This window comes from Allobosea sp. GW821-FHT12C12 (assembly GCF_058807355.1).
In genome coordinates this window covers 314,277-327,076 of sequence record NZ_JBXAQP010000005.1, presented here as the reverse complement: position 1 = coordinate 327,076, position 12,800 = coordinate 314,277, and the positions used below count along the sequence as shown (strand labels likewise).

11 protein-coding genes and 2 pseudogenes are annotated in these 12,800 nt (G+C 64.9%); 6 read left to right on the top strand and 7 right to left on the bottom strand.

Annotated features, from left to right (window positions below; all coding sequences use genetic code 11):
- The first annotated feature begins 48 nt into the window (after window positions 1–48).
- The 4 genes from AC1RRW_RS10120 to cofD are packed head-to-tail and all read left to right on the top strand — an operon-like array spanning window position 49 to window position 3,593.
- Window positions 49–774 (top strand): EthD family reductase, encoded by a 726-nt coding sequence (locus AC1RRW_RS10120; RefSeq protein ID WP_492900602.1) that lies wholly within the window; start codon window positions 49–51, stop codon window positions 772–774.
- A 30-nt stretch (window positions 775–804) separates the two neighbouring features.
- Entirely contained in the window at window positions 805–1,806 is a 1,002-nt protein-coding gene (gene fgd / locus AC1RRW_RS10115) for a glucose-6-phosphate dehydrogenase (coenzyme-F420) (RefSeq protein WP_492900601.1), read from the top strand.
- 54 nt (window positions 1,807–1,860) lie between these two features.
- Window positions 1,861–2,619 carry a coenzyme F420-0:L-glutamate ligase gene (gene cofE, locus AC1RRW_RS10110; RefSeq protein ID WP_492900600.1) on the top strand — a complete coding sequence of 253 codons (759 nt, stop codon included), beginning with the start codon at window positions 1,861–1,863 and terminating at the stop codon, window positions 2,617–2,619.
- On the top strand, window positions 2,616–3,593 hold the full coding sequence (gene cofD / locus AC1RRW_RS10105; RefSeq protein WP_492900599.1) for a 2-phospho-L-lactate transferase: 978 nt from the start codon (window positions 2,616–2,618) through the stop codon (window positions 3,591–3,593). Before cofE ends, cofD begins: the two co-directional genes overlap by 4 nt.
- 41 nt (window positions 3,594–3,634) lie before the next feature.
- Here the strand turns inward: cofD and AC1RRW_RS10100 are convergent, their stop codons facing one another.
- From AC1RRW_RS10100 to AC1RRW_RS10080, 5 genes are all read right to left on the bottom strand, one after another.
- A complete protein-coding gene (locus tag AC1RRW_RS10100) occupies window positions 3,635–4,525 on the bottom strand; it encodes an ABC transporter permease (RefSeq protein WP_492900598.1) in 891 nt (296 codons plus the stop codon).
- Window positions 4,526–5,476, bottom strand: a complete 951-nt coding sequence (locus tag AC1RRW_RS10095; RefSeq protein WP_492900596.1) for an ABC transporter permease — start codon at window positions 5,474–5,476, stop codon at window positions 4,526–4,528. It lies immediately after the preceding gene.
- A 64-nt stretch (window positions 5,477–5,540) separates the two neighbouring features.
- Entirely contained in the window at window positions 5,541–6,587 is a 1,047-nt protein-coding gene (locus AC1RRW_RS10090) for an LLM class flavin-dependent oxidoreductase (RefSeq protein ID WP_492900595.1), read from the bottom strand.
- Between the two features lie 24 nt (window positions 6,588–6,611).
- The gene (locus AC1RRW_RS10085) at window positions 6,612–6,818 is read right to left on the bottom strand and encodes a tautomerase family protein (RefSeq protein ID WP_492900594.1); all 207 of its coding nucleotides are present in this window, start codon (window positions 6,816–6,818) and stop codon (window positions 6,612–6,614) included.
- A 38-nt stretch (window positions 6,819–6,856) separates the two neighbouring features.
- Window positions 6,857–8,368 carry an ABC transporter substrate-binding protein gene (locus tag AC1RRW_RS10080; protein WP_492900593.1) on the bottom strand — a complete coding sequence of 504 codons (1,512 nt, stop codon included), beginning with the start codon at window positions 8,366–8,368 and terminating at the stop codon, window positions 6,857–6,859.
- Window positions 8,369–8,692: 324 nt separating this feature from the next.
- On the opposite strand from AC1RRW_RS10080, the gene cofC reads away from it, so the two are divergent.
- Together cofC and cofH are read left to right on the top strand one after the other, a co-directional pair.
- On the top strand, window positions 8,693–9,436 hold the full coding sequence (gene cofC, locus AC1RRW_RS10075; protein WP_492900592.1) for a 2-phospho-L-lactate guanylyltransferase: 744 nt from the start codon (window positions 8,693–8,695) through the stop codon (window positions 9,434–9,436).
- Window positions 9,436–11,910, top strand: a complete 2,475-nt coding sequence (gene cofH / locus AC1RRW_RS10070) for a 5-amino-6-(D-ribitylamino)uracil--L-tyrosine 4-hydroxyphenyl transferase CofH (protein WP_492900636.1) — start codon at window positions 9,436–9,438, stop codon at window positions 11,908–11,910. Before cofC ends, cofH begins: the two co-directional genes overlap by 1 nt.
- 48 nt (window positions 11,911–11,958) lie before the next feature.
- On the opposite strand, the pseudogene AC1RRW_RS10065 reads toward cofH, so the two are convergent.
- Window positions 11,959–12,165 (bottom strand): annotated as a pseudogene (locus tag AC1RRW_RS10065) (cupin domain-containing protein); the annotation flags it as partial.
- Window positions 12,166–12,238: 73 nt separating this feature from the next.
- Window positions 12,239–12,696, bottom strand: a pseudogene (locus AC1RRW_RS10060) (IS3 family transposase); the annotation flags it as partial.
- Window positions 12,697–12,800: the final 104 nt, after the last annotated feature.

Genomic DNA, 12,800 nt, shown 5'->3' with positions numbered 1-12,800 from the left:
CTCGATTATGATTCAGTTCCGGAGAAATTCTTGCGGAACCGAAATAAAATGATCGTCCTGAGCGCGTATTATGCGGGAACCATCAAGCCAGAGGATCAGTCAGTATTTGATGACTACGTCTGCCATGTTCATCTCCCTTTGGTTGCCGGCTGGCCCGGACTCCGGAAATTGAGACTACTCAAGAACAATGGCCAGCCTTATCTCGGCGAAGCCCCGCAATATTATCAGTCTTTCGAACTGACCTATGATAGCGCCGAGGCGCTCGCTCTCTCCCTACAGTCCGAGCAGCGTAACGAAACGAAGACTCGTTCAATAGAGGATCGCCCAAAATTTCGAGGGCTTTTCGAAGGAGTGGTCCGGCACGTCGTCTATGAGCAGACCGAATATACGCCGCCGCTGCCGGCCGGGCCGTCGCCAGCGCTGCTGCGCTGCGCCTACTACAATGGCACTGTCGCACCCGAGAACCGAAACCGCTTTGACACCTACATTCACGACGTGCATCTGCCGGACGTCGCGAACTGGCCGCATCTGCGGCATCTGCGTCGCCTGAAGAACGACGGCAGCTCGTTTCTCGAAGAGAAGCCGCAATATTATCAGGCTTTCGAGCTCGCCTTCGACACTCAGGCCCAGATGGACGAGTGCATGGCCTCGGAGGAGCGCAAGGAAACCCGCCGCATCTCGGCACAGGACCGAGACAGCTTCAAAGGCCTCTTTCTGGGCGAGGTCCATCACGTGAACTACGCGTGCCACGACATTCCCGTGACCGGCGCCTAGTCCGCAGCCTCGCGCCAGGAGATCAGAAGCGTGCTCAAACTCGGATACAAGGCGTCCGCCGAGCAGTTCGGCCCGCGCGAGCTGGTGGATTTCACCGTCGAGGCCGACCGGCTCGGCTTCGATTCCGCCTTCATCAGCGATCATTTCCAGCCCTGGCGCCACACAGGCGGGCACGCCCCCTCGGCGCTCGCCTGGATGGGTGCAGCCGGAGCGGCGACGCAGCGCATCCTGCTCGGTACCAGCGTGCTGACGCCGACCTTCCGCTATCACCCGTCGATCGTCGCGCAGGTCTTCGCGACCTTGGGCGTGCTGTTCCAAGGCCGTATCGCGCTCGGCATCGGCACCGGCGAGGGGTTGAACGAGACGCCCGCGATCGGCGTCGAGTGGCCCGAGGTCAAGGAGCGCTTCGCCCGCTTGCGAGAGGCTGTGACACTGATGCGCAAGCTCTGGACGGAGGATCGGGTCTCATTCACGGGCGAGTTCTATAGGACTGAGAACGCAACGCTCTATGACCGCCCGACAGAACCTGTGCCGATCTACGTCGCCGGCGCCGGTCCGATGATCGCCAAATATGCGGGACGCGCGGCGGACGGCTTCATCTGCACTAGCGGCAAGCCGCGCGAACTCTATCTCGAAACGTTGCTGCCCAACGTCGAGGCCGGACTGGCCGCGCGAACCAAACCTGCGGCCGGCTTTGATCGTATGATCGAGATGAAGGTCTCGTTCGATACCGACAAGGAACGGGCCCTTTCGGATATTCGCTTCTGGTCGGCGCTGGCCCTGTCGGCCGAGGAGAAGATGACGGTCGAGGACCCGCTCGAGATGGAGCGGCTCGCGGATGCCTTACCGATCGAGCGTGTCGCCAAGCGCTGGATCGTCTCGACCGATCCGGACGAACATGTCGAGATGATCAAGCCCTATCTCGCCATGGGCTTCAACCATCTCGTCTTCCACGCGCCTGGCTCTGATCAGGTTCGCTTCCTGCGGCTCTATGCCGAGCAGGTCATGCCCCGCTTGCGGGCTCTGGCCTAAGATCGGATCGCGCGGAGCGCGTGTCTTCCGTATTGCCTGCGCGAAGGACGCCCGATGAGACAAGCCACGCTGACAGCCTTGCCGGATTTCCCGCTCGTCGCGGCCGGAACCGACCTGGCGGAGCTGCTGGCGAATGAGCTGACGCTGAAAGGGCTCGTTCCTCAGGATTGCGACATCCTCGTCCTCGCCCAGAAGATCGTGTCGAAGGCCGAGGGGCGCTTCGTCGATCTCGCCACGGTGACGCCGTCGCCGGAGGCCGTCAAAGTTGCTGGCGAGGCTGGCAAGGATCCACGGCTGGTCGAGGCGATCCTCAGCGAATCCCACCGTGTCGTGCGGGTGCGAAAGGACCTGATCATTGTCGAGCACAAACTCGGCTTCGTGATGGCCAATGCCGGCGTCGACCAGTCGAATGTCGGAACTCGACACGACATCGCCCTGCTCCTGCCGGAAGATCCCGATGCGAGCGCCGATGCCCTGCGCCGAGCGCTCGGCAAGCGATTTGACGTTCAGCTCGGAGTGATCATCAACGACAGTTTCGGTCGGGCGTGGCGGAAAGGCGTCTGCGGTGTCGCGATCGGCGCGGCCGGCCTGCCCTGCCTCATCGACAAGCGTGGCGATTTCGACCTGTTCGGGCGCGAACTGAAGGTCACCATGATCGGCTTTGCCGACGAGGTCGCCGCCGCCGCCTCGCTGGTCATGGGCCAGGCGGATGAGGGCTGCCCGGTCGTGCTGGTGCGCGGCCTGTCTTGGCAACCGCAAGAGGGGCGCGCGACCGACCTTGTGCGCGCGGCGGGGGAGGATCTTTTCCGATGACGGGCAAGGTGGTGGCGCTGTCCGGTGGCGTCGGCGGCGCCAAGCTGGCGCTGGGGCTGGCACGCCTGGTCGCACCGGGCGACCTCCTGATCGTCGCCAACACCGGTGACGATTTCGAGCATCTGGGCCTCAGCATCTCGCCCGATATCGATACGCTGACCTATGTCCTGTCCGCCCTCGACGACACTGGACGCGGCTGGGGCCGCCGGGACGAGAGCTGGAACTTCATGGCCAGCCTAAAGGAGGTCGGGGGCGAGACCTGGTTCCTGCTCGGGGACCGGGACCTCGCTCTGCATGTCGAGCGCACGCGGCGGCTGCGGCGAGGCGAGAGGCTCTCGGCGGTCACCAATGCGATCACGCGCCAGCTCGGCATCGGCCCGACCGTAATCCCAATGAGTGACGACCCCGTGCGGACCAAGCTCAGGACTGACCAGGGCTGGCTCGACTTCCAGCATTATTTCGTGCGCCTGCAGTGCGAGCCCAAGATCGAGAAGATCGTCTTCGAAGGAGCGGCCGACGCGGCTCCTCACCCTGCGCTGATGGCCGCCCTCGCCGAGCCGGACCTGCGGGCGATCGTGATCTGCCCGTCGAACCCGCTCATCAGCATAGAGCCCATTCTCGCCGTTCCCGGCGTCCGCGCTGCCATCGCGCGCTCCGCCGCACCTGTAATCGCCGTCTCACCGATTGTTGCGGGTCAGGCGCTTAAAGGGCCGACAGCCAAGATGCTGGCTGAACTCGGCACACCGCCGAGCGCCGAAGCGATCTTCCAGCGCTACGCCGATCTTCTCGACGCCTTCCTCGTCGAGGACGGCGAGGAGCTATTGTCCGCGGAAAGCCGCGCGCGGGCGCTGCCTGCTGCCACCATCATGCGTAGTCTGGACGACCGCATCGCTCTCGCACGGCGCGTGCTTGAAGCAGCCGCTTCGTTGGAGGCTCGGGATTTCGCCGCAATGCGCCGCGCGCGCTCGGCCTGACAGCAGGCGCCAAGTCACGCGATCAGCGCATCGGACACCGGTCAGCCCCTGGATTTCGCCATCGGGTCGAGGATTTGTCGCAATCCCTCACCTAGCATGATGAAGCCGAGCACGGCGAGGAAGATCGCTGTCGCCGGCGCCAACGCAAAGCCCGGCTGCAGCTCAAGATACTGGAAACCGACCTGCACCATCGAGCCCCAGGTCGACTGCGGCGGCTGTGCGCCAAGACCTATGAAGCTCAGGCTCGACTCGGTGATGACCGAGAAGCCTATCGCGAGCGAGGCCTGCACGATCACAGGGTTGATGGCGTTGGGCAGAATGTGCCGAAATAGGATCACCCGGACCGGAGCCCCCATCGAATAGGCCGCCATAACGTAGTCATGGTGCTTCAGCGACAATACCTGGCCGCGCACGAGACGCGCGAAGGCTGGCGCCGAGACCAACGCGATCGCGATCGTGGTATTCACCAGCCCCGTCCCGAGTACGGCCGCGATCGTCAGCGCCAGAACAAGCGGCGGCAGCGCGATGATGCTGTCGAGGATCCGCATGAAGACTTCGTCGAGGACACCGCCGGTATAGCCGGCGACGAGCCCGAGCGGCACGCCGACCATTGCAGCCAAGGCGACCGAGGCCACACCAACAGATAGCGAGAGCTGGGCGCCCGCTACGAGGCGGCTCAGGATGTCACGCCCGAGCTCGTCCGTTCCGAATGGGTGCTTGAAACTCGGCCCGGCAAGCACGGACGTGTAGTCCATGTCGTTCGGACCGTGCGGCAGCAGCATCGGCGCCACAAGCGCAATCAGGATCTGCGTGACGACGAGTATAGTTCCCACCGCCGCCAGCGGATTGCGAAACAGCTCGCGCAGGCCATGCATGACACGGTCGAAACGAAGCCTGCGGTCCTCGGCTCGCATATTGCTGACTTCGTTCATCTAGCTCTGCCTGGTTCTTGGGTCGAGCAGCCCGTAGGCGACATCGACTAGCAGGTTCGCGAAGACCACCGCCATGGTGATGAACAGGACCACGGCCTGGACGACCGCATAGTCGCGGCTGAGAATAGCGTTGACTAGAAGGCGGCCCATGCCCGGGATGGCGAAGACGGTTTCGGTGACGACAGCGCCACTGAACATCGTGCCGAGTTGCAGGCCGAGGATGGTCGCGATTGGCAGCATGGCATTGCGGAAAGCATGTTTGACGACCACACCGCGTTCGCTAAGCCCCTTCGCTCTTGCGGTGCGGATATAGGGATAGTTCAAAACCTCAGCGAAACTCGACCTCGACTGGCGCGTCAGTACCGCTGTCAGGGCGAAGGTCAGCGTGAGGGCCGGCAAGATGGTGGTGCGCAGGCTCTCGACGGGATCGACGAAGGGCGAGACGTAGCCCGAGGCCGGCAATAGGCCCCAGCGCAGGGCGACTAGGTAGATCAGTAGGCCTCCGGCAAGGAAGTAGGGCGTCGCCGCGCCGATCATCGAGAAGACCGTGCCGACCCAGTCGGTCCAGGAATTCAGCCGCACGGCCGAGTAGGCACCAAGCGGCACCGAGATCACCACCGCCAGGACCCAGGCCATCAGCCCAATCTGCAGCGTGGGCAGGATGCGCGGTAGCACGACGTCGAGGACTGGCTGCCGATTATAGACCGAATAGCCGAAATCGCCGGACAGCGCTCGTTCGACCCAGGCGACGTACTGGATATAGAGCGGGCGATCGAGCCCGTATTGCTGGCGCAGCTGCTCGATGATCTCGGGCGAGGTGTCGCTCTGCGCCTCACCGGCGATCATCATGATTGGGTCGCCGGGCAGGAGCCGCATCAGCAGGAAGATGATCACCGAGGTCATGGTAATGACCGGGACCGCCGCCAGGACGCGCTTCAGGATGAACAGCACCGCTCGGCCTCCCTGTCACGGAGCCGGGCAGGGCGAGCCCGCATCACGACTCCATGGCACATGATCACTTCGCCTCGCCAGCCTCCTCGAAGATGAGGGATAGCGCACGCGGGACGACCTCGTTGGCGAACGCCTCGATGACGTCTCCGATCTTCTGTCCCGGCGCCGCATGCGGCCTCAGCGTAATCTGGGTGACGCGCGGCGTCAGGGCACGCGCCAGCTGCTCGGCGACGCGGTCGGGGCTGCCGACCAGCACCATGGCCTCGACCGCCTCGCGCGGCAGAAGCGCGGCGGCCTTCGCCGCGGCTTCGGAGCTGCGCTCCTGAGCCAATGCCGCGAACTCGTCCGGCAGGGTCACGTTCAGCTCGGCGAGATACTCCCAACGCGGATACTGGGACAGGATGCGGCTCGCCACGCGCTTGCGCATCACCGTGAAGGCGGCATCGTCATCGTCGTTGATGCATGCCTCGACGCGCAGCCCGACATCGACGGTGGCGGCGTGGCGTCCGGCCTTGGCGATGCCCTCGTCGAGCTTGCCCGTGTAGAAATCGAAGGCGCTCGGCTGCAGCACGTTGGCGATCAGCACGCCATCAGCGATCTGACCGGCCAGACGCGTCATCTGTTCGCCATGGGTCGCGAAATAGACCGGGATCTTGCTTCTCACGGGCTGGAAGGAGAGCTTCCCGCCATCGACCGCGAAGACCTTGCCCTGCGCTGTGATCTTCTCGCCGGCGATCAGGCCGTTGATCATCTCGACGGCCTCGCGCATCGCGGCGATCGGCAGGGTCTTCTCAATGCCGAGCTCCTTGAAGCCGGCGCCGCCGATGCCGATGCCAAGAACCGCCCGGCCGCCGCTGAGCTCGTCGAGTGTCGCGATGGCGGCGGCAGTGATCGCCGGATGGCGCGAATAGGGATCGGTGACGCCGGTGCCGATCCTGATCGTCTTGGTGCCGAGCACCACGGCGGCGAGCGCGATATAGCACTCGCGCGCGAAGCGCACATCGGTATACCAGAAGTACTGGTAGCCGAGTTCCTCGCTCAGCTGCGCCAGGCTGACGAGTTCGGCAACGTCATAGTCGGAGAACAGCAGCAGGCCGAGCGACGGGGACATGGGTTTACCCGAGACGTCCACCGGTTATTCCTTCTGTTCCGCAGGCGGATTCGAATATTCGGGCGCACCGCCGATGATGAAGTCCTCGCGCGCCACATTGTCGAAGATCACGTTGACCGCATGTCGCTTCGAGCCGCCAATACGCACCAGCGCTTCGGTGATCGCCTCGGCGATTTCCCGCTTCTTCTCGGGGGAGCGGCCTTCATGAAAGAAAACGCGAACGACAGGCATGGTTTTTCCCTGGCTTGATGGACGTCTTTGCGAGGTGGTCAGCCGAGATGGATCGTCTCGAACGCCGTGATGCCGCTGGCGGTGTGGGCGAAGCCCTTCACGCTCGGGTGCAGGCCCTTGAAGTCGGAGCTGTAGTGCCAGGGCACGTAGACCGCGTCCTCGTTCATCAGCTCGGAGATCTTGCGGAAGATCGCCTTGCGCTCGGCTTCCGACTGCGCCTCACGCTGCGCGCTGATGAGCTTGTCCATCTCGGGATTGGCGTAGCCGTGGAACTTGGCGTAGGAGCCGCCCGAATGCAGCAGGATCGCCAAATACTGGTCGGGATCGGGCCGGTAGCCCCACCAGCCCTGAAGGTCCATCGGCATTTGGCCGGATTGCAGCAAGGTTCGGTAGCCGGCTGAATCGACCTGCTCGATCTCGACCTTGACGCCGATCTCGGCGGCATTGGCCTGGAAGATCTGGGCGGCGCGCTGCTTCACCGGGTCGGGCTGCAGCGGTCCCTTGATCACGATCGGGGTCGAGATGCCGGATTCGCCGATCAGCCGCTTCGCCCTCTCAACGTCCCGCTTGAACGGCTTATAGTTGGCATCGAAGAACGGCGAGCCGGGCAGGATGCCGTCGAAGCCAATCGAGCCCGTGCCGAAATAGGCGATCTTGTGCAGGGCCTCGCGGTCGATGCCCCATTGGAAGGCCTGGCGGAACGCCTTGGACCGGCCGGGATGCTCCTCGCGCAGGTTGAAGCCGAAATACTCCCAGCGGAAGCCGGGCTGCTCTGAGACGACCAGATTCTGGGTCTGCCGCAAGCGCGCGATGTCCTGCAAGGGCAGCGATTCCGCCATCTGCACGCCGCCCGAACGCAGCTCGGCGAGGCGCGTGCTGTCAGTCGGGATCGGTCGCAAGATGACCCGGTCAAGATAGGGGCGGCCGGACTGCCAGTAATCCGGGTTCTTCTCGAGGACGGTACGCGTGTCCTTCTGGTACTCGGCCAGCTTGAATGGGCCAGTGCCGACGGGATGCAGCCCGTAGTCCTTGCCCCATTTCTCTATCGCGGTCGGCGAGCCGATTGCTCCCGCGACATCGGTCAGCGGAAAGGCGAAGGCGGCGAAGGGGTATTTCAGGACGAAACGGAGAGTTGTCGTGTCGACGACCTCGAGCTGGTCCATGGCCCTGAGCTCACCCTCGCGGATCGAGCCCGTCTTGGGATCGCGGATGCGGTCGATATTGTATTTGACCGCAGCTGCGTCGAAAGTCGTGCCGTCATGGAACTTGATGCCGGAGCGCAGCTTGACGGTGAGAACCTTGCCGCCGTCCGAGAATTCCCAGGACTCGGCCAAGTGTGGCGCGAGGCGGCCCTTGTCATCGACGGTGAAAAGCGTGTCGTGAATGGCCTGCGAGGCGGTGCGGCCTTGGACGTTGCCGGTCAGGTGCGGATCGAAGGTGATCGGATCGGCGAAGATCGCGACCGTCAGCGTACCGCCGCGCTTGATAGTTGCGGGAGCTTGGGCCCGCAGCGGCGAAGCGGCCAACCCGATGACCGGGCCCGCAGCCATGAAGCGAAGCAAGTTGCGCCTGTCTATCATGTCGCCGAACACCCCTCGTCGTCTCGTTGAATGAGATCAATTCAGGTCAGGTTATCGGCGCTCGAAAGGTGGTCAACGAAAGAGTTTGTCTTGGAGCTTGCCCTAGTTTCGCTTCTATGGCTGCCGCAGATGATCTCGGCTTCCACCTCTGTGGTGGCCGGCGGCGAAAGCTGGACTTGGGCAAATTCACCCGAAAAGTCTATGGTTGCGCGCCTTCGCGCGGCGAATACCTTCCGACGGCGAGAGCCGGCCTGTGCCAATCCCTTTGCGCTCGCCTCTCGCTGGAGCGGGACCATGACTTTGACGCGCGACATCTGGGCCGTATTGCCCATCAAAGACCTGACGCAGGCCAAGCAGCGGCTGTCCTCTGCCGTGTCGCCCACCCTCCGGCGCGGCCTCGCCGCAGCGATGGCGGAGGATGTCCTCGCCGCCCTGGCCGCGACGCCCGAGCTGGCCGGCATCCTCGTCATGACTGACGACCCCCGGGCGACGCTCCTCGCGCGGAGATACGGCTGCGCGATCTCGACCGAGAATGCGCGCTCCGGCCACACCGCCGTCGTTGCCGCCGCGGCGCGCAGGCTGCAGCAGGAGGGTCGCGGCGGCATGCTGGTCGTGCCGGGCGACATCCCGCGGGTCACCCCGGCGGAAATTTCCGCGCTGATCGCCGCCCATGCCGGAAGCGGCGGTTTCAGCATCTCGCCCGCCCACGACGAATGCGGTTCCAACGCGATCATCTGCTCGCCGCCGACGCTCATGCCGTTGACCTACGGGAACGACAGCTATTGGCCGCATCTCGCGACAGCCCGGGCTCTGGGGCTCGAGCCGGTTATCTGCCCGCAGCCCGGCATCGGCCTGGACATCGACCATCCCGAAGATCTCGCGCTGTTCCTGGAGAACCCCTCGCCGACGCGGGCCTGGGCGTTCCTCAACGCGCAGGGGCAGACCGACACCCACTCCCCGACGCTGCCGGCGCGCGCCTTCCCACAAGGTGCCGGACCGGCGCTCGCAGCCCCTCCCCAGGGCGCCGAACGGTGGTGATGGATCGAGGCCGGCCTCGCCGCTCCGGCGAAGTGCACGAAGCATTCCAAGGCTCGAACGACGACGCCGCGGCGCGCCGGCTGGAGACGGTGCCGCTCGCTGCGCTCCTCGCCGCCGCCGCCCGCGTTCGCAACGACGGCCATGGCGATCTCGTCAGCTATTCGCGCAAGGTCTTCATTCCGCTGACTCAGCTCTGTCGCGACGTCTGCCACTACTGCACCTTCGCCCACCCTCCCCGGCACGGGCAGCGCTCGTTCATGACGCCGGAGGAGGTCCTCGCAGTCGCGCACGCAGGCGCGAGGGCCGGCTGCAAGGAGGCGCTGTTCACGCTCGGCGACAAGCCGGAGCGGCGCTACCGCGCCGCGCGCGAGGAGCTCGCCGCCCTCGGATACGAGACGACGCTGTCCTACCTCCTCGCGATGGCCGGTCTCGTGCGCGAGGAGACCGGGCTGCTGCCGCACATCAACGCCGGACTGATGGATCGGGCCGAGATCGAGCGGTTCAAGGCCGTCAGCGTCTCGCAGGGCATCATGCTGGAGACGATCTCCGACCGGTTGTCGCAGCGCGGCGGGCCGCATTTCGGCTCGCCCGACAAGATTCCGGCTCGCCGGCTGGCCATGATAGAGGCGGCCGGGCAGGCGCAGGTGCCGTTCACCACCGGCCTGCTGATCGGCATCGGCGAGACGCGCGCCGAGCGGATCGAGGCGCTGCTGGCGGTGCGCGCGCTGCACGAACGCCATGGTCACGTCCAGGAAATCATCGTCCAGAACTTCCGCGCCAAGCCCGGCACCCGCATGGCGCAGGCGCCGGAGCCGTCGCTCGACGAGCAGCTCTGGACCGTCGCGGTGGCGCGATTGATCTTCGGCCCGGCGATGAATATCCAGTCGCCGCCGAATCTCAGGCCCGAGGCGCTCGCCGCCATCATCGGCGCGGGCGCCAACGACTGGGGCGGCATTTCCCCGGTGACGCCCGACCACGTCAATCCCGAGGCGCCGTGGCCCGAGGTCGAGCGCCTTGCCGTGCAGACCGAGGCCGCCGGCAAGCTGTTGGTCGAGCGGCTCGCGATCTATCCCTCGCATCTTCTGCATGGCAGCAACTGGCTTGCGCAGCCGATGCTGAAGGCCGCGCTGATCCATACCGATTCCGAGGGTTTCGCCCGCGCCGATTCCTGGGTGGCGGGCGCCGATATCGCCCCGCCGCGGCTCGCAGCCCCTGCCATCCAGCGCCCCGCCTCGCGGGAGCTGGCGGCTGTCCTCGGGAAGAGCGCGAGCGGCGAGGAATTGACCGAGGCGGAGATCGTCAGCCTGTTCGCGGCACGCGGAACCGCCTTCGACGCTGTTTGCCGGGCAGCGGACGAGATCCGAGCCGAGGCCTGCGGAGACGCCGTCTCCTATGTCGTGACGCGCAACATCAACTACACCAACATCTGCTACTTCAAATGCAAGTTCTGCGCGTTCTCGAAGGGCAAGATGAGCGAGAACCTGCGCGGGCGGCCCTATGATCTCGAACTGTCCGAGATCGGCCGCAGGGCGGCAGAGGCGTGGGAGCGCGGCGGCACCGAAGTGTGCCTACAGGGCGGCATTCATCCCGACTATACGGGCCGGACCTATCTCGACATCTGCCGTACAATCAGGGCCGTCGCGCCCGACATCCATATCCATGCCTTTTCGCCGCTGGAGATCAAGCAGGGTGCTGCGACGCTCAAGCTCTCGGTCCGGGAATTCCTGTTGGCGCTCAAGGAGGCGGGATTGTCTTCCCTGCCCGGCACCGCGGCCGAGATCCTCGACGACGAGGTCCGCGCGGTGATCTGCCCGGACAAGATCAGGACCGATGAATGGCTGTCCGTGGTCGAGACCGCCCATGAGGTCGGCTTGCGCAGCACGGCGACAATCATGTTCGGTCATGTCGAGCGGTACGAGCACTGGGCCCGCCATCTCCTGCGGATCAGGCGGCTGCAGGCCCGCGCCGGCGGCTTCACCGAGTTCGTCCCGCTGCCCTTCGTGCCGATGGAGACGCCGATCTTCCTGCGCGCCGCCTCGCGCAAAGGGCCGACCTATCGCGAAGCGGTGCTGATGCATGCCGTCAGCCGGATCACGCTCAACCCGCTCATCGGCAATATCCAGGTCTCCTGGGTGAAGATGGGAGCGGCCGGCATGCGCGACTGCCTGCGCGCCGGCGTCAACGATCTCGGCGGCACGCTGATGGAGGAGACGATCACGCGCTCGGCCGGCGCCCTCCACGGGCAGGAAATGGCGCCGTCCAAGTTCCTGGCGCTGATCGCCGAGAGCGGCCGGCGCGCCCGACCCCGCACGACGCTTTACGGCGATGTCGCTCCGACCCGCGTCACCGCCGCTCTCGCTGCCAAACCGCTCCTACCCTCACATAGTACGGCACCCCGGCCGCGCGAGCATTCGGCGACAGTAAGACATCACAAGCCCCTGTTATCGCACCGAACCGCCTGGCGACCGCTCTAACTCCAGTTTTGGCTGAAGGTCTTGCCCTTGTGAGCGCCGCGTTTGCCTCTAGAAGGATGGCGGGGTGATCACCCACATGACGACGGCGGGCAGATTACCGAGAACCTTCATTCTGTGAGGGTGGTGGCTGTCGAAATAGATCGAGTCACCGGCCTGCAGCTGGTGCACCTCGTTGCCGACAGTCACCTCATATTGGCCGGAGAGGACATATCCGAATTCCTCGCCGTCGTGCTGATACGGCTCGTATTGCAATTCATCCCCTGGCCAGTCGCTCAACGAATGGGTCAAAGATGGAGTTGCCTCTCCTTTGTGGAGAGCGTTTTTCGTTTTACGCGGCTTGGCCTTCGAACTGAAGCGGGCTGATGAAGTCGAGCGCCGAATGGCGCCGGACGGGATTGCAGAAGCCGTCGATGTATCGCGCGATCGCGGTGGTCGCCTCGGCCCGGCCGTGGAAGACGGTGCGCCAGACGAGTTCGGTCTTCGGCGTCTTGAAGAATGTCTCGACCATGGCGTTATCAAAGCAGTTTCCCTTGCCCGACACAGCCAGCCCTCTCGCGTCCAGACGCAGGAGATGTCGGCGCCCCACTTCTGGTTCGGCCCGCCCGCCGTGAAGTCCTGGTCGAGCAGGTTCGGCGCGACCGGGAAGGCGTGGAGGCTGTCGGTCGCGCGCCTGAACCGCCGCTTCTGCCGAGCCTTCATCCCGTTCTCGCGCATCAGACGGGCAATACGCCGGCGGCCGATCGACAGGCCGTTGTCACGCAACTCGTGCACCATGCGTGGGCTCCCAAGGGCGCGGCCGATATTGTCGTCGGTCGGGATTGCCCCGATTTCGGCGAGGACGCGCCCCACCGAGAAGCGCATATGCTCGGCTTGGCTCGGCGAGGTGTACC